Annotated in this window: 15 protein-coding genes; 7 read left to right on the plus strand and 8 right to left on the minus strand. The window is 49.7% G+C overall.

Annotated features, from left to right (window positions below):
- Positions 1–89: 89 nt before the first annotated feature.
- The 3 genes from dnaA to gyrB all read left to right on the plus strand — a co-directional run bounded on the left by dnaA (position 90) and on the right by gyrB (position 5,504).
- Entirely contained in the window at positions 90–1,445 is a 1,356-nt protein-coding gene (dnaA, locus tag GALF_RS00010; protein WP_013291989.1) for a chromosomal replication initiator protein DnaA, read from the plus strand.
- 501 nt (positions 1,446–1,946) lie between these two features.
- Positions 1,947–3,053, plus strand: a complete 1,107-nt coding sequence (gene dnaN / locus GALF_RS00015; RefSeq protein ID WP_013291990.1) for a DNA polymerase III subunit beta — start codon at positions 1,947–1,949, stop codon at positions 3,051–3,053.
- 72 nt (positions 3,054–3,125) lie between these two features.
- Positions 3,126–5,504 carry a DNA topoisomerase (ATP-hydrolyzing) subunit B gene (gyrB, locus tag GALF_RS00020; protein ID WP_013291991.1) on the plus strand — a complete coding sequence of 793 codons (2,379 nt, stop codon included), beginning with the start codon at positions 3,126–3,128 and terminating at the stop codon, positions 5,502–5,504.
- 194 nt (positions 5,505–5,698) lie between these two features.
- Here the strand turns inward: gyrB and GALF_RS00025 are convergent, their stop codons facing one another.
- From GALF_RS00025 to GALF_RS00035, 3 genes are read right to left on the minus strand one after another with little or no spacing between them, the layout of a single operon-like run.
- Positions 5,699–6,691 (minus strand): HpcH/HpaI aldolase/citrate lyase family protein, encoded by a 993-nt coding sequence (locus tag GALF_RS00025; RefSeq protein ID WP_013291992.1) that lies wholly within the window; start codon positions 6,689–6,691, stop codon positions 5,699–5,701.
- Between the two features lie 11 nt (positions 6,692–6,702).
- The gene (locus tag GALF_RS00030) at positions 6,703–7,785 is read right to left on the minus strand and encodes a MaoC family dehydratase (protein ID WP_013291993.1); all 1,083 of its coding nucleotides are present in this window, start codon (positions 7,783–7,785) and stop codon (positions 6,703–6,705) included.
- Positions 7,778–8,659 carry an HpcH/HpaI aldolase/citrate lyase family protein gene (locus tag GALF_RS00035; RefSeq protein WP_013291994.1) on the minus strand — a complete coding sequence of 294 codons (882 nt, stop codon included), beginning with the start codon at positions 8,657–8,659 and terminating at the stop codon, positions 7,778–7,780. The genes GALF_RS00030 and GALF_RS00035 overlap by 8 nt, the downstream gene beginning before the upstream one ends.
- Before the next feature lie 180 nt (positions 8,660–8,839).
- Here GALF_RS00035 and GALF_RS00040 point away from each other — a divergent pair, with 180 nt between their 5' ends.
- The 4 genes from GALF_RS00040 (at position 8,840) to GALF_RS00060 (ending at position 13,580) form a co-directional block, all read left to right on the plus strand.
- The gene (locus GALF_RS00040) at positions 8,840–9,574 is read left to right on the plus strand and encodes a GntR family transcriptional regulator (protein WP_013291995.1); all 735 of its coding nucleotides are present in this window, start codon (positions 8,840–8,842) and stop codon (positions 9,572–9,574) included.
- A 55-nt stretch (positions 9,575–9,629) separates the two neighbouring features.
- Entirely contained in the window at positions 9,630–10,760 is a 1,131-nt protein-coding gene (locus GALF_RS00045) for an HpcH/HpaI aldolase/citrate lyase family protein (protein WP_013291996.1), read from the plus strand.
- An 8-nt stretch (positions 10,761–10,768) separates the two neighbouring features.
- On the plus strand, positions 10,769–12,400 hold the full coding sequence (locus GALF_RS00050) for an acyl-CoA synthetase (protein WP_013291997.1): 1,632 nt from the start codon (positions 10,769–10,771) through the stop codon (positions 12,398–12,400).
- A gap of 571 nt (positions 12,401–12,971) precedes the next feature.
- Entirely contained in the window at positions 12,972–13,580 is a 609-nt protein-coding gene (locus GALF_RS00060) for a glutathione S-transferase N-terminal domain-containing protein (RefSeq protein ID WP_013291998.1), read from the plus strand.
- A gap of 70 nt (positions 13,581–13,650) precedes the next feature.
- Here GALF_RS00060 and GALF_RS00065 read toward each other — a convergent pair whose 3' ends face one another.
- The 5 genes from GALF_RS00065 to GALF_RS00085 all read right to left on the minus strand — a co-directional run bounded on the left by GALF_RS00065 (position 13,651) and on the right by GALF_RS00085 (position 21,943).
- Entirely contained in the window at positions 13,651–15,756 is a 2,106-nt protein-coding gene (locus GALF_RS00065; protein WP_013291999.1) for a carboxy terminal-processing peptidase, read from the minus strand.
- Between the two features lie 75 nt (positions 15,757–15,831).
- Positions 15,832–16,944 (minus strand): alanine dehydrogenase, encoded by a 1,113-nt coding sequence (gene ald / locus GALF_RS00070; protein ID WP_013292000.1) that lies wholly within the window; start codon positions 16,942–16,944, stop codon positions 15,832–15,834.
- A gap of 23 nt (positions 16,945–16,967) precedes the next feature.
- Positions 16,968–17,741: a 2OG-Fe dioxygenase family protein gene (locus GALF_RS00075; RefSeq protein ID WP_223293711.1), complete on the minus strand. Its 774-nt coding sequence runs from the start codon at positions 17,739–17,741 to the stop codon at positions 16,968–16,970.
- Positions 17,742–18,059: 318 nt separating this feature from the next.
- Positions 18,060–20,225, minus strand: a complete 2,166-nt coding sequence (locus tag GALF_RS14700) for a sensor domain-containing diguanylate cyclase (protein WP_150102540.1) — start codon at positions 20,223–20,225, stop codon at positions 18,060–18,062.
- Between the two features lie 26 nt (positions 20,226–20,251).
- Positions 20,252–21,943 (minus strand): methyl-accepting chemotaxis protein, encoded by a 1,692-nt coding sequence (locus tag GALF_RS00085; protein ID WP_013292003.1) that lies wholly within the window; start codon positions 21,941–21,943, stop codon positions 20,252–20,254.
- Positions 21,944–22,143: the final 200 nt, after the last annotated feature.

The raw sequence follows: 22,143 nt of genomic DNA on the forward strand, positions 1-22,143 counted from the left end.
TAACTGTTGATTGCCTGTGGATAAGTTTTGTTCTGATCTGTAGAATAGCGCTTACCTGTTGCTACTTTGCACGTCCATATTAGGTATATATGCAAGAAAAAGCCTTTTGGGATGCCTGTCTCAGCTCTTTTGAAAAGAGCCTGCCACCCCAGCAATTCAATTCGTGGATCAAACCTCTCAAACTTACCTGCGAGGATAGCTGTTTCATTTTGACAGCGCCCAGCTCTTTTGCCCTGAAAATTTTACAGGATCGTTTTTTTCCGGAAATTAATCGACAGGCAAAGCTCACTTATCCGGTTGTTCCACAATTTGAATTTCGCGTAGTCGAATCGACTACAGCCAATTCAATGCCTATCGCACCACCGCCTGAGAAAAAAATTACAACTAGCGATTTAAAACCTAAAATTGAAACCTCTTTCAGAGGTTATGGAAAACTCAATCAAAGCTTAACTTTTGACAATTTTGTTATCGGGAAAGCAAATCAGTTAGCCTTCGCCGCTGCCACTCAGGTAGCTGAATTACCAGGTGTTTCCTACAATCCCCTGTTCATTTACGGCGGCGTTGGCCTTGGAAAAACTCATTTGACTCAAGCTATTGGCAATCAAATTCTAATCAATCGCCCTCAGGCTAAAGTTTGCTATATGCATGCCGAGCGCTACGTCGCAGACGTCGTTCGCGCCTACCAAACCAATAAGTTTGAGGAATTCAAACAGTATTACCATTCTCTGGATGTACTGCTCATTGATGACATTCAATTTTTCGCCGGTAAAAACAAGACACAGGAAGAGTTTTTCTATGCCTTTAACACCCTGGTTGACTCCCACAAGCAGGTTATTTTAACCAGCGATACCTTTCCTAAGGAGCTCACGGGGCTCGAAAGTCGTCTGGTTTCACGGTTTGGCTGGGGTTTAACGATAGCTATCGAGCCGCCCGAACTGGAAATGCGGGTTGCCATATTGCTTAAAAAAGCCGCCATTAGTGGTTATGTTCTGGATGATGCTGTTGCCTTTTTTATTGCAAAACACGTCAATTCCAATGTTCGTGAACTAGAAGGCGCACTCAAGCGTGTTGAGGCCTACACCAAATTTCACAAGCGTATTATTTCCGTCGATACTGCAAAAGAAGCGCTAAAGGATATTCTGGTCGCACAAAGTCGCCAGATTTCCATTGATAACATCCAGAAAACGGTTGCTGATTATTTCCGCATTAAAATTATCGATATGCTATCCAAAAAGCGTACGCGCAACTTAACCCGCCCCAGGCAAATCGCAATGAGCTTAGCGCGTGAGTTGACAACGATGAGCCTGCCTGAAATTGGCAATGCCTTTGGCGGAAAAGACCATTCGACAGTAATTCACGCCTGCCAAACGATCGCAACACTCAGGGCGGGTGATACAACGATTGATGCCGACTATAAAATATTGCTTCAAACGCTCACGGGATAACATTGTGATTTTCTTGTGGATAAGTTGTGTATTTTTTTACACATTTCATAAAATGATAAACTTATCAACATTGAACAGTTGATGAATGAACAATCTACCGACAACCATTTATTTTAATTAACATACTGTTTTTAAATGATTATTTTTGTTTATCCACAGATAAAGTAAACATTATTATTGTTGTTATGTATATATATTACATTCTTAACATAAGGCGATTTCTAAATTTCAACTGAATTTTTTCTCAATTTCTGCATTTTTGGTTATTCGTAAAATTTTCAGTTGCAATTTCAGCTTTTGATAACCTTGTGTTTTAGATGTAGATAAAATGTGCATATCTTTGAATTAAATGAATCGACTAAAGTTATTCACAATTTACTCACACTGCGCGAACAGTTATGCGACACCCATTTTTTATTCATAAGTCATTGTATATTTTAATATATTAGACTTATCCACCAAAATAGAAGCTATTTATTAGTCTTATTAGGTATATATATTATGTTTATTGAAAAGATAGAAAAAGAAACTTTACTCAAACCTTTACAGGTCGTCATTGGTATCGTCGAACGTAAACAAACGATGCCAATTTTATCTAACGTATTGATTGAAAAAGAATTAGGTAAAATTCGCTTTACTGCTACAGATTTAGAAATTCAGATTACGACTACAATTGAAACTGGTGCAGACCATGAATCGAACGCTGCAATTACAGTCGGCGGGAAAAAATTACAAGAAATTTTGCGTATACTCCCAGATCAGAGCAAGGTTTCTATCGAAGTTAAAGAAAATAAGGCTCAGATCAAATCAAACAAAAGCAAATTTAATCTGCAATCATTGCCAGCGCAGGATTTTCCTACTTTGAGCAATCAACTCGCTGACGCTAGAAAAATTTCGTTGAGTCAGCGTGCTTTGAAAGCATTATTTAGTTCTGTTCAATTTGCGATGGCACAGCAGGATGTGCGTTATTATCTAAACGGTGTTCTTTTTGTCATCGAAGACAATATTTTCAGAGCCGTTGCTACGGACGGTCACCGTTTGGCGTATAACGCTATAGCGATTGAATCTAGTTCTGAAAAAATTGAAATTATCATTCCTCGTAAAGCGATTGTTGAACTTTCCAAATTATTGAGCGATGACGACCAGCTCATTGAGCTTGAATTTTCATCACAGCAATTGAAAGCTACTTTTTCTGGAATCGAACTTACTACCAAGCTGATTGAAGGAAAATTTCCAGATTATCAAAGAGTTATACCAAATTATACCAATCATCTAAGTATCAACCGGACCTTGGTGCAGCAGGCGTTGCAAAGAGCTGCGATTCTTTCTAACGAAAAATTTCGCGGCGTCCGTTTTGTTCTGACTGAGAAAAATCTTTGTATTATCAGCAGCAACAGCGAACAGGAAGAGGCTCAGGTTGAAATTGAAACGGATTACCATGGTGAAGCTATTGATATTGGTTTTAATGTCAATTATCTGATGGATGGTTTGAGCAGCGTACATAGTGAGATGGCAATATTTTCTTTTGGCAATCCGAACAGTAGTATTCTTATCACATCGCCTGATGACTTAGAGTTCAGATACGTTGTGATGCCGATGCGAATTTAGTTGTAAAATGAACAGTATCTGAAGATTTTGTAATGTTTCACGTGAAACAACCTAACAGCAGGAAAGAAACCCATGAGTGAATACGATTCAACCAGTATCAAGGTGCTTAAAGGCCTGGAGGCCGTCCGTAAACGTCCCGGTATGTATATCGGCGACACGAATGACGGTACTGGTTTACACCATATGGTTTTTGAAGCGGTCGATAATGCGGTCGATGAAGCGCTGGCTGGACATTGCAATGAAATCAATGTGATTATTCATGCTGATAATTCAATCAGCGTCAGCGACAATGGTCGCGGGATTCCTACCGATATTCACAAGGAAGAAGGCCGTTCTGCTGCTGAAGTTATTATGACAATTCTCCATGCCGGCGGAAAATTTGACAGTAATTCATATAAGGTTTCAGGTGGTTTGCACGGTGTGGGTGTATCGGTGGTTAATGCGTTGTCAGAATGGTTGAAACTGACTATTTATCGTGAAGGTAAAGAGCATTTCATGGAATTCCGCCATGGTGATCCGGTAGCCCCGCTCAAGGTGATCGGTGAATCCAAGAAAAAAGGTACGGTAGTACACTTTTTGGCAGCGAAAGAAACTTTCGGCTTGATCGAATTTCATTTCGATATTCTGGCTAAGCGCTTGCGCGAATTGTCTTTTTTGAACAATGGCGTAAAAATTGCGCTGATCGATCACCGTAACGGTAAGGAAGAAAATTTTTCTTTTACCGGCGGGATCAAAGGTTTTGTCGATTACATGAATCGTAACAAGACCGCGTTACATCCGACTGTTTTTCATGCAATCGGCGAAAAAGACGGTATGACGGCTGAAATCGCCATGCAATGGAATGATACCTACCAGGAAAGTGTGCAGTGTTTTACCAATAATATTCCTCAACGCGACGGAGGAACTCACCTTACTGCGATGCGCGCCGCAATGACGCGCACACTGAACAATTACATTGAAGCCGAACAGCTTGCGAAAAAGGCTAAGGTTGAGCCTACTGGCGATGATATGCGTGAAGGCTTGACGGCTGTTTTGTCGGTTAAGTTGCCTGACCCGAAATTTTCTTCACAAACTAAAGATAAACTGGTTTCTTCTGAAGTGCGCCCGGTTATCGAAGAACTGATCGGTCAGCAGATGAGCGCATTTTTGCTTGAACGGCCTAACGATGCAAAAATTATTGTAGGCAAAATCATTGAGGCGGCGCGCGCGCGCGAGGCGGCGCGAAAAGCGCGGGATTTGACCCGTCGCAAGGGGGTACTCGATGGCATGGGGTTGCCAGGTAAATTGGCTGATTGTCAGGAAAAAGATCCCGCCCTGTCTGAACTTTATTTAGTCGAAGGTGATTCCGCGGGTGGTTCAGCTAAGCAAGGGCGCGACCGTAAATTTCAGGCGATTTTGCCGCTTAAAGGTAAGATTCTGAACGTTGAAAAAGCACGTTTCGAAAAACTGATCAGCTCACAAGAAATCGCCACGCTGATCACGGTGCTCGGTACTGGTATCGGTAAGGACGAATATAACGCTGACAAGCTGCGTTATCACCGCATTATCATCATGACCGATGCGGACGTCGACGGTTCGCATATCCGCACATTGCTGCTGACCTTTTTCTATCGTCAAATGCCTGAACTGGTTGAACGTGGCCACATCTATATCGCTCAGCCACCACTGTACAAGATCAAGCAAGGCCGCGAAGAGCGTTATCTCAAGGATGATCTGGAGATGAAGAGCTATCTGCTGGGCAATGCATTGAAAGATGCTTCGCTGTATTCTGCATTGGATGCAGCACCCATACAGGGTGAGACGCTGGAACAGATCGCCAAACAGTATTTCCTGGCGGAAGCAGTGATTGACCGTTTGACCCATTTTATTGCGCCTGAAGCCAGTCACGCCTTGCTGATTTTACCTACCCTTTCTCTGGATGATGCAACCGAAGCGCAAAAAAGCGCTCAGTTGCTAGAATCTGCCAGTGGCGGTGTCATTAAAGTCACTGTAGAGGATGATGAGCAGGGTGAGTTGAGATTGCGTCTTGAAAAGCTCTACTACGGCAATTATTCAATCAGTTTTCTGGACAAGGATTTCCTGCAAGGCGGTGATTATAAACAGATCCGTCAAACCGCTGATGCGCTTGACGGCTTAATGTCGCCAACTGCCTATGTTACACGTGGCGAACAAAAACGCGGTGTTGCCAGTTTTAAACAGGCCATCGAGTGGCTGCTAGAAGAAGCTAAGCGCGGTTTAAGTATCCAGCGTTACAAAGGGTTGGGCGAGATGAATCCGGAACAATTGTGGGAAACCACCATGTTTGTGAAAAACCGTATTTTGCTCAAGGTACGTATCGAAGACACGATTGCTGCTGATGAGGTGTTCACGACACTGATGGGCGATCTGGTTGAACCACGCCGCGCATTTATCGAGAAAAACGCTTTGGGTGCTAAAAATCTGGATGTATAAGTCCGTTGTGATGACATTTTCCTAAAACTTGTTGCAATGTGGGTTATGTCTGACTGTTAGGAGTGTTTAAACGGCCTTAGAACCGATTGCAATGCGTTTTTGATGGGGTGGACAGCGATTTGTTGCAGGTGGGAAATTGGCATGTTTGAAGCTTTTTTGACGGCCTGCACGCCGAGGGTGTGCAGGCCGTTTGACTAACTAAAAAATGCGTTCACTGCACTCTCCGGAATTGTAACGCCGGTAACACGCGCTTTTTGCAGCACTTCCCAAAAATATCGGTAAGTCGCTCTGTCGTGCAGTTCGCCGTCATATTGAATCGGACCCCATTCTGCCGCTTGCGCTGCAAGCAAAATGTTGGCTGAAATCGTCACCTCGTCGTAATTCGGCTTCATGGCATCGACAATGGCCTGTATTTGGGTCGGATAAATACTCCACATACGCATGAACCCGAATTCGTTGCGGGCACGGCTCGCATCGCTAAAGGTTGTTTCGGTATTTTTCAGATCCAACGTCACGTTGTGCGCGGGAACAACACCGTGCGCTAATGCGGCTGCGACAACTTCCGCCTTGGCGCGCGCCAGTAAACGGTGCTCGAACTGGCCGGGACTGCGCATGGCGGATGCCGGAATTGCACCATAGTGGCCGCTGACAAAGTCCATTAGGCCAAAATCCAGTACCTGCAGCCAGGGCAGGCTGGCTAATTCATAGGCATCGTGCAGTGCGCCGTGGGTCTCAATCAGAATATGGATGGGAATTTCCAGACCGATGCCACAAGCGCTCGCAACAGACTGAATATAGCCTATCATTTCAGCAGCTTGTGCTGCTTTAGTGCATTTTGGGATCGTGATGTACGTCAGCAATTGTCCTGCGCCGCCTACCAGTATATCCACATCCTGACGCCAAGCTGCATGCGTGTAATCGTGGATGCGTGCGCCTGCCATTTTATGCTTATTGGCGGGCGAATTCAGCACGCGTACGATCATTTCAGCGTGTTCCCTTTCCTGACCTGCTGCAGCCCCATCCTCGCAATCGCAGGTGATGTCGAAAATGGGTCCTAATGTATCTTGCAGCGACATTGCTTTGAGGATCAGCTTTTCGCTGCCAGCAAAATGCTCGCAGCTGGGAATGACCGGGAAAGATTTTTCGCCGTTAAACAGTGCATCGTTCGGGTGTGTGAGGAGTGACATAGTGATATTCCTTATCTGCGTGGCATTAAGACGGTGTAATCGAGATCAAGCACCACATTCGGGTGATAGACCTGTCGGCCGTTTTGTTCTGTATGCGTATTCTGCAACTCGCGTGCAGGGAGGTTTTTGAGTCCCACCATGCGTAGACGCAGTGCACCCAAATCCTGCCTGCCAGGCAGTTCCCAGCAATCGAGTACTTCTGTCCATGTATAGATTGTGTCACCACCGAAACAGGGATTGCTGTGGGTACCCGCATTGATGGCCGCGATGCCGATGGCATTTTCAAGTCCGTCGTAGGATAGTGCCCTGCACAGTGAAATCACATGTCCGCCGTACATCAGACGGCGTCCGAACTGGGTGTCTTTCATCATCAGCGCATCAAAATGTAGTCTTGCGTTATTCTGATACAGGCGGGTTGCCATGGTGTGATCGCTGTCATCTACCGTCATGCCCGCCGGGTGATTGATACGCTCACTGCGCTGATAATCATTCCACAGTTTTTGGCTGCCGGTTACCTTGGTTTCAAAGCGGTGAAAATCGGCGAAATCGGGGATGCTCAGCGTATCTGGCGCTACGTAGGCATCCAGTTCTGGAATCACGGTCGCAGGTGCGGGCAGGCTGGTGTTTTGTTTGTGTACCATGACCCATCGGACCCATTCGAGTATGGGCTGACGGTTCTGGTTATGTGACACCGAATGCACATACACCACGCCATTTGCACCGTTGGAATTTTGCTTGAGTCCAATTACGGTGGACGTCGTGCTCAGGGTATCGCCAGGATACACAGGACGAACAAACTTTACGTTCGCATAGCCTAAATTCGCCACCGCGTTAACGGAGATGTCAGGCACGGTTTTGCCAAACGCGATGTGAAAAGCGAGTAAATCATCCACCGTGCGATCGCGATAACCCAGCGCATGAGCGACAGGTTGTGCGCAGTGCATGGGCTGCCGGCTACCTGTTAATGCGATATACAGCGAGCAATCGCCGTCTGTGATCGTGCGCGGCGTCGCATGATGCAAGACCTGACCGAAATGGAAGTCTTCAAAGAAATTACCTCGACCGGGCTCAGTATTGGCAGTTGACTTATGCATGATCCTCCTCCAGTTTTGCAATCATTTCGCTTAATTCAAGCAGCCTTTCAGCTGCCTCAATATTATGCCGTTCAACCAGCCTGTCATTAACCACCACGGTGCCCCGGCCTGCAGCATTGGCTTCTGACAGTGCGCTGATAATTTCGCGGGCTGTTTTAACTTCTGAGGGTTTGGGCGTAAAGGCATCGTTGGCATAGGTTAATTGCAGCGGATGAATCATCGATTTCCCGTCAAAGCCCATGTCGCGCCCGAGCCGGCAGGCATACTCAAAGGATTCGATGTCCTTAAAATGGCTGTTGATACCATCGACAACGGCGCGGTTATAGGCGCGGGCAGCTAGTATAACCATAGACAGACTGGTTAGCAGTGGAATGCGATCCCGGGTAGTGTGTGCGTGCAACTGAGAGGTTAAGTCGGAAGTGGCCATCACCAGACAGGCGATACGATCTGATGCGCTGGCGATTGCTTCGGCGTGAAGTACGGCAAGCGGGCTTTCGATCATCACCATCACCGGCATATTGTGCCCGCCGGCTTGATCTAATGCTTCCAGCGCGCGTAACAGTCCGGCTCGGCTCTCAATGTGGGAAAACAGGATGGCATCGGCACCAATATTGGCGACAGCCTTGATGTCATCATACCCCCACGGCGATTCAAGGTCGTTGACGCGTATCACTACTTCACTTGCGCGATAGCCGCCTTGTTTGACTGCATCTACGACGTTGTGACGGGAGGTTTCCTTGGCGGATATCAGTATCGGATCGCCCAAATCGAGGATGACCGAATCTGCGGGCAGGCTGCGCGCTTTTTCCAGATAGCGGGTATTGCAACCCGGAACATAGAGCATAGAGCGGCGAGGTCGAAAATAGTTGTTCATGATGCTCCCTGTTTGAAGTGCCATGGTGCGCTGGGTGTTTAAGTTGACACACAGCCGGATTCTATCGGTGTAAAAATTCAGTGTCAATGATATTCTTATGTCTTATATAAGATATAAAACACTAGACTTAAAAATAGCGGCGTGATTTAATTACCTTAACGTAATTTTGGTGCACGAAAAATGAAATCATCACCGACTCATCCCAGTTTTCAGCCGCTGTACCGGCAGATCAAGGCGTTGCTGACGCAAAGCCTGATTACCGGGGAGTGGGTGCCGGGTGCAGCCATACCGAGTGAAATGGATCTTGCGGCGCGCTTTGGTGTCAGTCAGGGCACTGTGCGCAAAGCGATCGATGAGCTGGCTGCAGAAAATATCGTAGTGAGAAGGCAGGGTAAAGGCACGTTTGTCGCAACGCACACCGAAGAAGTTGTCAAGTTACGCTTCTTGCGTCTGGTAGCCGCCGATGGCAGTAAAGAATTGCTCGATAACAGGCTGCTGTCCTGCGAAAAGTCTAAGGCGACAGCGGCAATCGCAAGGGCACTCAACATTAGGACGGGAAGCTCTGTCATTGAAATCAGACGCCTGTTGCTGTTTTCGGGCAAGCCACTGATATTGGATCGTATCATCCTTCCTGCCGCGCTGTTCAAGGGCGTGACGACCGAGCGCATCGAAGCGTTAAAAGGTTCCATGTACCGCTTATATGAAACGCAACTGGGCATACGCATGGTGCGCGCCGAAGAAAAACTCACTGCGATAGGTGCGGACGGGGAGGTTGCAACGGCGCTTGGCCTGCTACAAGGTACGCCCTTGCTGAGTATAGAGCGGGTGTCTTATACCTATGGCGATAAGCCGATGGAGTGGCGTCTTGGTCTGTGTTTGACAGACGATCATCATTATTTGAATCAGTTTGAATAAATCAGTAATGGTGAGAATTGCGACGGAGTAACGCGACAATAATACCGGGGGATATATGAATACGACGGGTAGTCAAGGTGGTGCCGAAGAGGCAGGGGCTAACATGCTGGGTGGTTACTGGCCTGGAATTCAGTTGTATTATCCGCCGGTAAAATATTCCCCCGCTCAGGGTATTTATGAAGATCTGGAGGCGGCCGGGCAGCGCATGAAAAAATATGCGCACCAGACCCATGCGCATACGCTGATCTTCGATCTGGAAGACGGTTGTCGGCAAAAGGAAATGAGTCGTACGCTGTTAAGGCTGGAGTTGCCGCAGTTTAAACGCCGCAATGAAGTGGCTATCGCGATACGGGTCAATCCGTTTCGTACCGAAGAATATGAACACGACATGGCGCTGGTTCGAGATCTGGCAGAACACATCGATGTCGTGATGCTCGCAAAAGCGGGCGAAGCGTATGGCGCGGCGGAAGTGCGCGATTTATCCAGTTTTCTGGCGGGGCTCAATCATCCGATTTCGATACAGCCCATTATCGAGCATCCCAAATCGCTCAAAATTGCGCCTGACCTGATGCAGTACAACACCGTCAAGCACGTGGTATTCGGCATTCACGATTTCTCCAAGGCGATGGGTATTCAAATTACCCCGGAAAACTGGACGGAAGAGCTCAAATATTTCCTCAATCAGATCATGTTCGAAGCGCGTATCGCCGGTAAAGGTGTGATCGGCGGCGTGGAAACCTTGATTGGTTCGAGCAGCATGCCGGAGAAATATATCGAGCCGCACGATGTGCGGCGCTGGCTGGACCTGCACGGTGAGAATGAATCGCGCATCGTCTATAAGCATGCCTGCCAGGAAGCCGCGATGGGGTTGACCGGTAAGCAGGTCATCCATCCGGGGCATATTCATTTGTGTAAGGTCGCTTATACCCCCTCGCCTACCGACATCGCACAAAAGGTGCGCATCCTGAAAGCGGCTATCGAAGCGGATGCGCTGCTGGGCGGCGCGATCCGTATCGATGGCGAAATGCTCGATCCGCCGATGTTCGGCAAGGCGCTGCAAACACTGCTCAGGGCGCATTCGCTGCGAGCGTTGAGTGCAAAAGACAGCGATTTCGCCATGACCGTACTGCACCTGATGCCCACGCAGGTAGTTCGCGAAAACTGGCCATATGGCGTCATTCTTTAGGAGGCACTATGTCAAACTTTGCACCGTTTAAACCCTGGGTCTGGCAAGTGCCGGAAAATTTCAATATAGGCGTTGCCTGTACCGATGCGCATCTGGGTACGCCTGCGGCCGGCAACATTGCGATGATCGTCGAAGACGACAAGCTCGGTACCTCGCAAATAACCTTTGCGGAACTTGCCGAGCGCACCAGTCGTTTTGCCCAGCTGTTGCGCAATCTCGATGTGGGCGATGGCGAATGCATTTTGATCCGGCTGCCTAATTGCCTGGATTATCCGACCGCCTTTTTGGGGGCAATGAAGCGCGGTACGATTGCCGTACCGACCTCAACGCTGCTCACATCCGAGGAAGTTTCTTATCTGGCGCAGGATTCAGGGGCTTCCGTGCTGGTCACTGACAAGGCGGCATGGGCGACGTTGAAAGACAGTCTGCACAGCGCGCCCAATCTGCGTCACGTCTTGCTGTCAGGCCCGGGAGAGGCGCTGGAGGTGGCAGGCCTGGATATTCTTGATCTGGATTCGGCGTTATCTGCGATCAACTCATTTGAGGCACCCTATCCGTCCAAAGCGACCGATCCTGCCTATCTGGTTTACACCTCGGGAACAACCGGCTATCCCAAGGGGGTGTTGCATTCTCACCGCTCCATGATAGGTCGTACGCCGGCATCGACTTACTGGTTTGATTTTTCAGACGTAAATGATCGCATCATGCATTCGGGGAAATTTAACTGGACCTATGTGTTGGGCTCCGGTCTGATGGACCCCCTGTATTTGGGCAAGACGGTGATCGTGCATGAAGGGCGCAATGACGCCAATACCTGGCCACGGCTGATCAAGAAACATAGTGCGACGATCTTTGTCGGCGTACCGACCATTTACCGCCAGATCGTGCAAAAAAGCGACTTTACCAAGACGGATGTTCCCAGCCTGCGTTATTGCATGAGCGCGGGAGAACATTTGTCGGATGAGGTGCTCTCTCAGTGGCGCGAGCGTTTCGGGGTGGATATTTACGAGGCGGTCGGCATGTCCGAGTTCTCTTATTATCTGTGCCAGACCAAGTCGCGCCCTATCCGCCCGGGTTCGGCAGGATTTGCGCAGCCCGGCCACAACATTCAGCTGCTCGATCCGGAAACACTGCAGCCGGTCGCATCCGGCGAAGAAGGTATGATCTGCGTGCCGGATAATGATCCCGGGTTATTTCTGAGATACTGGAACATGGTTGAGGAAACGGCTAAGCTTGTGCATGACGGCTGGTTCTTCACAGGCGACTACGCGCGCTATGATGCGGACGGTTACATCTGGTTTCTCGGGCGTAAGGACGACATCATCAAGAGTTTCGGATATCGGGTTTCTCCCTATGAAATCGAGCGGGTGTTGAAATCGCATCCGGCGGTTGCCGATTGCGCCTCGGTCGGTGAGGAGATCGAAAAGGATAAGGTGCTGGTGGTGGCTTATCTCATTTTGCATCCGGGTAGCACGACCACGGCCGATGAGTTGCTGGCATTCGGGCGGGAACATCTTGCCGCGTACAAGGCGCCCAAAACGATTTATATCGCGACCGATTTTCCGCGTACTAAAAATGGCAAAATTTTACGACGTGAGGTCAATCCCTCCATCGCAATTGCCAAATCCATCAGTCGATAATATTTCGAGCCTGAAAAAACAGCACCCCTACGGTGCTGTTTTTTTTTGCCCTGTATAGCGCCAAATTATAAATTCTTAGGCCTCCTGCCCTGCAGCCCAATGAATACGTGACTTGCAGAGGTGGCCTCTCAAAAATCGCTACAATCGCCTGTTGTTGTGCGGGCAAGGGGTAAGCCTCGAGCGAAGTGAATAAATCGATTGTACCGCGTTATAGAAAACTAGGTTCTCAAGTGTTTGAAAATAAAGGTTTATATTGAATGCAGGTGATGCGCGTACCTGTGGAGGCAAAAGCCGGCAGGCATGCGTCACAATATTGATCGACCGGCGTCAGTATCAGTTTTGCGCGTATGCTGGCTTCGGTGAGTTTCGGCGAGCACAGTTTGATCAAGCGTGCGCAGATAGTGGTCGTGGCGCAGCCTCGCCGGGGGATTTAAAATTGTTTCACGTGAAACATCTGAAGATGACAATTTACCCGCAAATCAAATTAGGCGATTAGTTTATGAAAAAATGCCAGCACGGCATCACCCAGCCGGTGCTAAAGTATGCCGCTTCAATCGGATAAAGGAATGACATGAAGCTGCTCGGTACTCACACCAGTCCCTACGTGCGCAAGGCGCGACTGGTTCTGCTGGAAAAGAACATCCCTCACGAATATGTTATCGATCCGCCGAGCGAACCGGGAAGCTTAGTGTTGCAGGTAAATCCGCTGGGGCGCATTCCCGCGCTGATACTCGATGATGGTTTTTGCGTATTCGATTCGTCTGTGATAGCCGACTATGCCGACACGCTGAACGATGCACCCGTGCTGATTCCGCGCACCGACCCCCTCGCCCGTCTGCGCGTCAAACGATGGGAGGCCTTGGCTGACGGCATCATGGATTCGGCGATCGTGGTGCGCAATGAAAGCCTGCGAGCTGAGGACAAACAAAGTCAGGCCGTCCTCGATATGCATAATCTGGCGGTCACGCACGCACTGGATTATGCGGCTCAATTGCTGGGCGAACGTGAATGGTGCGAGGGGGATGCGATTACGCTGGCGGATCTTGCGCTGGTCAGCGCCCTGCTCTATTTGGATTTGCGTCAGGCAGCGCGAGATTGGCGCAGCGCGCACGCAAATTTGGCGGTTTGGTTCTCTCGCATCAGCGCGCGTCCCAGCGTGATTGTATCGAATCGACTGTAGTTTCGAAATGCAAAGGCCTGGATGCTTGCGTATCCAGGCCTTTGCAACAAATGATATATGTTTGTTAGAACTACTGAATTTCGGGTAAGGCGCTAGCGGCGAGTCTGGATTTTGATTTTAACAAGGCGACCTCATCACTGAGTATATGCACGGCCTCATTGAGCAGCACGTCTTTAGCATTCTTGCGGGTATTTTCAAGGGCAATGTCCGCTTCCAGATTGCGCTCATTGGCTTGCAGGCCGTCATCTTGGAAGCCTGTGCCAGCGGGTTCTGATTTATCGCCCCGGAATTTATCACGCAGTTTAATACGCGCTTCCTGCACTTCGCGCTCGTGACGCCGCTCTGTTTCATTGAGTGAAATCCGGTTTTCACGGCGGCGGGTGTTGAATTCATTGATATCCTCCTGCAGGTACTTGAATTCCTGGTCGGTGGCGACACGCTGATCGTGCTTGCGGATCAATAAGGGTACGACTGGCGCGAGGTCACCGGCTTTGGTGTAATCAGCCGCCTTGATTTGTGACCACGGCAGCGCATTGTCATAGCTGGACTCGCCAAACTCCTCTTCATCAATCATGCTGGGCAGCGTAATGTCGGGTATGACACCGCGCAACTGTGTGGTGCCGCCATTAATACGAAAGAACTGGGCGATGGTCATCTTGAGTTCGCCAAATTTAGGCTGGGGACTTTTAAACAGACTGTCCAGATCGACGACCGATTGAACGGTACCTTTGCCGAAGCTGGTTTCTCCGATCACGATGCCCCGGCCGTAATCTTGGATAGCGGCGGCAAAAATCTCCGAGGCGGATGCCGAGCCGCGATTGATCAGCACACCTAACGGACCCTGCCAAGCCATGCCTGAATTCAGATCGCTGGACACGCTGATCTTGCCTTTGGAATCGCGCTGCTGCACCACGGGCCCTTTGTCGATGAATAAGCCGGTCAGTTCGATCGCTTCGTCCAGCGAGCCGCCGCCATTGTTGCGCAAGTCGATCAGCACGCTGTCGACCTTGTTCTTTTTGAATTCCTTCAACAGTTGGGAGACATCGCGGGATGCGCTTTTAAAATTTTTGTCACCCCGTTGGCGTGCGGCAAAATCGAGATAAAATCCTGGCAGGGTGATCACGCCGATGTGGCGGGTTGCGCCCCCATCAGTGACATCAAGAATGGATTTTTTTGCAGCTTGTTTATCCAGCGTAATTTTTTTCCGAATCAGCGTGATGAGTTTGTGTTTGCCGTCAGGTGTTGCCTCTGCAGGCAGTATGTCCAGCCGCACGACTGTATCTTCAGCCCCGCGTATCAGTGCAACGGTGTCATCCAGCCGTTGCCCTTGTACTTCGGTAATTGGACTGTTGCCCTGCCCGACACCGACGATACGGTCGCCTACCTTGAGTCTGCCAGACAAGGCTGCAGGCCCCCCCGCCACCAATTCGCGTATGGTGGTGAAGTCGTCCTTATCCTGCAGTACCGCGCCGATGCCGACCAGAGAAAGTCGCATCGAAATGTCGAAGTCTTCTGACGCACGGGTGCCAAAATAGTCCGTATGCGGATCAATGGTCATGGCGTAAGCGCTCATGAAGCGCTGGAACACGTCGTCACTTTTAACTTTGGCGAGGCTGTTCAGTGTGTTGTCGTAGCGTTTGTTTAGCGTGTTGCTGATGTCTTTGTCATCTTTCCCGGTTAGTTTGAGACGCAACCAGTCATTTTTGACGCGGCGACGCCATAACTCGTTGATCTCCTCCTCAGATTTCGGCCATGCCGCGTGTTTACGCAGATATTGGTAGCTGTCCAGGGTGTCGAAATCGAAGCCCTGACTTAGTAGTGAACGTGCATAGACTATTCGCTCGGTGACGCGTTGCTGATAAAGATTGTAAATTGCAAAGGGGGTGCTGAGGTTTTCTTTGAGTACCGCATCAACCAAACGGGGGCGTTCCGCTTCAAACCGGTTGATGTCGGCTTGCAGAAAAAAAAACCTTTCGCTGTCGAGCCCTTTGAGATAGTTGTCGAACACTTTCGCGGAGGTGGCTTCATCCAGCGGTACGTGTTTGTAGTGATAGCGGTTGAGCACCTGCGCAGATAAAAGTGCAGTTTGCGGCTGCAGCGGCAGCGGAGCCAGTTCAACGGCTGCCAGTGTGCTGTTAAATAATGCGAGCGCGATCCACAGTAATTTGGTTTTCATTTATCTATCCCGAAGTCTTTGCAAAATTATACTGGTAATAAGGAACATTGCGTGGGACATACTATCTGGGTGTTGTTAAAGGAAATTTTCCGGTGATGTGTAAGCCAGATCAAAGGCATTAGCGACTGCACGATAGGTGATCTTGCCATCGATGATATTGAGCCCGAACCGCAGCGCGCTACTGTCGCGCAGCGCCTGTTGCCAGCCCTTGCTGGCCAGTTGCAGCAAATAGGGGAATGTCGCATTGGTGAGCGCCAGCGTGGAGGTGCGCGGCACGCCGCCCGGCATATTGGCGACCGCATAGTGAAGTACACCATCGACGATATAGACCGGTTTCTCATGGGTGGTCGGGCGGGTGGTTTCAAAACAGCCGCCCTGATCGACTGCAACATCGACGATGACAGTACCCGGCTGCATCAGTTTTAAATCTTCAGCGCGCAGCAGTTTGGGGGCCGCCGCGCCCGGGATCAGCACGCCGCCGATGATCAGATCCGCGCTGGTGAGTTGTTCGAGTAGATTATGCCGGTTGGAGTACAGCGTCTGCACGTTGGCGGGCAGCGTTTGGGACAGATGGCGAAGACGATCGAGTGACACATCCAGCAGCGTGACGCGCGCGCCTAATCCTGCCGCCATGCGTGCGGCATTGCTACCGACTATTCCGCCGCCCAGCACGACCACATGGGCTGGTGCGACGCCCGGTACGCCGCCCAGCAGCACACCGCGTCCACCATAGAGTTTTTCCAGATACTTGGCGCCTTCCTGGACCGCCATGCGCCCGGCTACCTCCGACATAGGTGTGAGCAGCGGCAATTCACCCGACGGCTGTGCCACAGTCTCATAGGCGATGCAAATGGCGCCTGAGGCCAGATGTGCGTCGGTCAGTTCCCGGCTGGCGGCAAAGTGGAAATAGGTGAACAGGATTTGCCCCGGGCGTATCCGCGGCCATTCGGCGCGTAGGGGTTCCTTGACCTTGACGATGAGCTCAGCTTGCAACCAGAGCATCTCCGCATCAGGGGCGATTTGTGCGCCTGCATCGAGATAGAGCTGGTCGGAAAATCCGCTGCCCTCCCCCGCGCCTTGCTCGACCCACACCTGATGGCCCGCAACAACGAGCGCGGCAGCCCCGGATGGTGCGAGCGCGATGCGGTTCTCATTGGTTTTGATCTCTTTAGGTACGCCGATTTTCATTGCCAATACTCCCGGGATTTAATTTACACCGCGTCCAGAAAAGCGCCGGAGCGGAAAGTCAGCACCAGCGTGTCCCGGTATCCGCCCTCTGCAGTGGGCTGAATGGGCGTTGATTCATGGAGGACGCGTTGGTCGTCAAGTAATAGCATCGTCCAGGGTTCGCTCAGCGTGAAGCGCTGCCCGTTAGGGCCATCCGCCTCGAAAATCCGGCTCTCTCCGCCGTTGACGTTGTGCCGATTGACCAGCACGATGGCGACAAAATCGACACCGTCGCGGTGTGCGCCTTCCGGTGTCGGTCGCCCGATGCCGTTGCTGGTGTCGATGCGAAACTGGTGCGCTTCGATATACCAGGGGCGAATGCCTTTCACAGTAGAACAGATACCGGCCGCAGCGAGCAGCAGCGCGGGCCACAGCGGGCATTGCAGGAGCTGAGCTGACATCGGTTCGAACAGGCGATGCATGCCGCCGTGCAGCGCGTTGTATTCCAGTGGCTGGTAGTGCGCCCTGTGGGGGGCTTGCAGCAGCGTATCGCCGCTTGCGATGAAGCAGGAATGCCGCCTTCTGCGGTAACGCCCGCCATCTTTCAGGAAATTATCAGGCGGCAGATCGTTCCAGTCAGCCTGAATCGCATTCATGTCTGATAAAGCGATTCCGGTCAGGCGGGATAATCCCTCTGCATTGAGAACGCCGTAGCCTTGCCGCTTCACGGCTTCGGCGAGTTGCTGGGGCGGGATGAACGCAGGAGTGAGCATGGTGATGGTCATATCAATTGCCTCGTGTTTCGTTTGACGAGACATTCTACGCCTATGCACCGGATAACACTGGAGGTATCCATCGTGGATAGTTTGGACGGAGAGATGAAAATTGTCAGCGGGGAAATATGAAATTTTGTGCTGAGAAAATAATTACATTCAGGGCTTTCTTGCACAGTAATTTGAGTTCCGCCGAAGAGTCAAGGCCAGCAGAACAGCCGGTCTGAGCATATGTTGACGGCCTCATACAGGCAAGTAGAAAGGATTTGGGATCAGAAACTCATTGATTATCTGCGGAGTATAGGCACGATTGATCAATGCCCCCGCTTTATTTATTCGTGAATATATCCAGAAGGCGCTGGTTCACTTTAACAGTTCGTCAGTGCTGCTATGAATGCGAATGCAATTCCGTCCTGATTTTTTTGCCTGATACATGGCTTCATCTGCTCTTTGGAGTATTTCGTCCGCGTTGCTATTGGTCGCGTTAAAGATACAGATGCCGATGCTGGCAGAACACGTATGTTCTACCGTTAAATTCATATTTTTTTCATCTAAAATAGTCAGCTGGTAAGGGACTGACAGTGTCGTACGAATTTTTTCGGCAATGGCATGCGCATCTGACAAAGTTGCCTGCAGATTTGTCTCAAGATCGCTTAGTAAGACCACGAACTCATCTCCGCCGAATCTTGCAATGGTGTCAATTGCACGCACGGACTCCTCCATACGGCGGGTAGCCTCAATTAGCAGCAGGTCTCCGGCAACATGGCCATATGCATCATTGAGCGGTTTGAAGTGATCTAAATCCAGAAACATCAGTGCACCATACCGATCATTTCGCTTGATGGTAGCGAGTGTATGAAGCAGGCGTTCATTCAGTAAGCGCCGGTTAGGTAGTTTGGTGAGGGGGTCGTAAAAGGCAAGTCGATGAATTTGATTCTCGCGCGACTTGCGGTCAGTGATGTTGAGCCCGGTGCCGCGAAGACCGATTACATTGCCTTTGTGGTCGTAATATGGTGTGCCGTTTACTTCCTCCCAAACCACTTCACCTGATGGCGTAATGTCGCGGTGTTGTAAGTTAAACGCGGATTTGTTTGAAATGGCGTGATTGACGATTTCGCCGACGGTATTTATATCGTCCGGATGCATAAATTCTACCGGCGTGTGGCCAATTAATTGCTCGGGCAGATAGCCCTTGACTTCGATAGAGCGCAGCGACACATAAGTGTAAATCAAATTGATGTCAATCTCCCACACATATTCACCTGCAGCATTGCTGACATCCTGAAAGCGTTGTTCACTGTAACGCAGCTTATCCTCCATTGCTTTACGCTCGGTGATGTCACGAAAACGCCATACACGTCCCACCACCCTGCCATCAACTTTTTGCGGGAATGAATAGCGCTCTATCGTTTTCCCGTTCTTGAATTCAAGCGTATCGAATGAGTTTGCATCTGGTGTGGCATATAACTCGCCTACGTGGGCGAGGAAGCTGTCGGGATCCTGTAGCTGATCGAGTACGTATGTGAGCGCAGCGCGATCATCCTGACTTGCGATGAGTTCATCGCTGATATCCCATAATTCATCAAATCGCTTGTTGTGCAAAACCCAGGTGCCATCTAGGTCAACGACCAAAATGGCATCATCAGTGGACTCTACTGTGGCATTGAGCAAGGATACTGATTTGGCAAGCTTATGATTGAGTTCATCTTGGCTTTTCCTGTGTTCCGATAGTTCGCGAAACAGTAAATTTAGCGGGCGACGTATACCGGAAATGACGAGTGCAGCTAGGGCTGCTGCGACAGAAACGAAGCGAATGTAGTGTCCCAAGGCATGGGTGAAGTCATAAAATCCGGCATAGAGCGTAAAACAAAATTCGCCAACAATCGCCAAAATCAATGACAGTTGTAGCAGAAAAAATATTCGTCGGTCAAAATGTTCTCGGCGCTGGTAGAGCAGGAATAAAGCACTTAACATGACCGCGATGATAATGATTTCGCTGTAAATTTTGAACGGTGTTAAACCCGTTCCAGTGACGAAAGTGGCTGGAAACCATCGATTAATTACAGCAATGCCAGCGACAGCTGCAAGCAGAAAAAAGATCAGGCTGACATGAAATAAATTAGGTTTTTTGTTGATGTATAACGGTGCGACGAGCAGCGCTGCCGCTTCCAAAAAGCGTGCCGTCAACCAGAACTGGTTTGTGTAATTTACGTCAATAGCGGGAAATAAATTCATGCCCTTGAAGGTGAGCGTATGAAACACATCGATCAATCCGATAGCGCCGTAAGCGCCGCCAAGAATGATCAGATAGCCGTTCGCCAGTTGCCGGTGACTAGCCCATATCAAGATAAAAATGGAAATGCTGACTACAATGGATAACAACTCAACCATTGTGTGAAAAAATAAGTAATGAATGGAGCGGGAAAGCTCAAGTAGCAGAAAAATTCCTAGCAGTAGCGCGATTGCGGCAAAGTCGGACGGCTTAAAGACCCGCTTTAACGACATGACACTAAAACTAGAAAATTTCACGATTCTAACCTTATTGATCGCTGCATTTAAAATAGCACGTCACTGGAATCTGTTTTCTTCGAGTTTGTTGCGTCTTTAAAGGTTTGTGTCGTTTCGTGTACAGCGAACTTTTCAACGAGCTTGTTCAACTCCACTGCCGCCTCGGCAACTTTTTCAATTTCGGCAGAAGTGTTTTTAGAACTGAAAGCAGTCTGATCTGCAACATGGCGTATATTGACGATGGTGTCGTTGATATTCGTTGCAATCAGGCTCTGATTTTCGACTGAATCAGCAATTCGCATATTCACTTCGCGAATTTTGGTGATGGACTGGATAATTTCTTCCAGTGACAAATTGGTTTTGTTGATTTGTACGACACTGTCATCGGCCCGGTTGGTTCCGGATTTCATGACGGATGTGGCTGACTCGACACCTTTGAGCAGCGTTTCAATCTTTTTCTCGATTTCACGCGTAGCGTCCTGAGTGCGCTGTGCAAGCTTGCGCACTTCATCGGCTACGACTGCAAAGCCGCGCCCTTGTTCGCCTGCCCGCGCGGCTTCAATCGCGGCGTTGAGTGCCAGCAAATTGGTCTGGTTGGCAATATCGTTGATGATATTGGTCACCCCGCGGATGTCGTCGCTCTCTTTATGCAGCGCCTGAATTACTTCGGTGGCCGCTTTTACTTCTTCGGCCAACGTGTGTATGGTAATGATCGCATCCGATACGATGATTTTTGCCTCTCCGGCTTGCTCTGCGATGGTCTCGGCAACAGAAACCGCATTTCTGGAACCGGTAACGGACTCGTTCAGGGAGTGGGCAATCTGCGTTACCGATTCGCTGGCATGCGTCGTCTCTTCCCTTTGTGACTTGATGCCTTCGCTAGTCATATTTGAAACCATCGCGACGCGTTGCGCTGTGCCGGACAAATGATTTGCCGCCAGCTTGATGTTGCCGATGAGCTTTCCCAGTTCATCGTTCAGCAGGCGCGAAGACTTTGCAATGGCGGATATTTCATCGTTGTTAGAGACAAGAATTTGGCCGGTAAAATCACCCGTACTCATTTTTTCCAGGTTGAGCTGAATTTGTTGCGCCGGTCGCAGCGTGCGGCGGATCAGCCAGCCTATGCCAAGATACAGAAAGATCTGCACGATGACTTGCAAACCCCACAAGATGTAATTGGCGCGACGCATCAGCACCAGATCGTCGTTCAAGTCGATCGTCATGCTCGCCGCGCCATTGACCGTGCCCGCAGGGACGTTATGGCAGGAGAGGCACTTGGTGCCGCGAAACTCGTTTTGGGCAATAAAGGGAATCACAACGCGCAGTGCGTGTTTTCCTTCAAATTCCAGCAAATTGCTTTGCAGTTGACCGTCACGCAAAACGCGCCGGTCCATTTCATCGACAGGCTGCTCCGATGGCAAGCCAGGGCCGAATTGATTCTGAACCGACTGACCGCGAATGACGCGCAATTCCAGCATTGCAGATGCAGCCCCCATTTTTTGCACATACAGGGCGCGCTGCCCGGCGTCGTGTATCTCGCCGTTGATCATCATCATGTTCAGAGCAACCAGCAACCCGTCTGCCGACAGTACCGCCTTGTCCTTTGTGCCGTCCAGGATGGTTTTTTCGTAGGTGTCGAGCGCCATGCGCTGTGCCAGCAGCATCACCACCAGCAAACAAAGCTGGATGGGGAGTTGTAGCTTGCTGGAAATGGAAAGTTTACCCCACCAGATTTTCATTTTTGTGTGCGGACTCGATTAACAAGATAGCGATAATTAAGCGGATCAAACGGTATGTTTATTGTTTTACATGCATTCTATCTGCATATTTAATGTAATGCTACTTTGGTGCATGCTAGGCGCTCAACTCGTTATTAGGAAGCCGTTCCGGCACCGAAGGGTATCCGATTGATCACGATGGCGCTGAACCCGGCCTGACT

Origin of the sequence: Gallionella capsiferriformans ES-2 (assembly GCF_000145255.1) — a bacterium.
Taxonomy (GTDB): Bacteria; Pseudomonadota; Gammaproteobacteria; order Burkholderiales; family Gallionellaceae; genus Gallionella; species Gallionella capsiferriformans.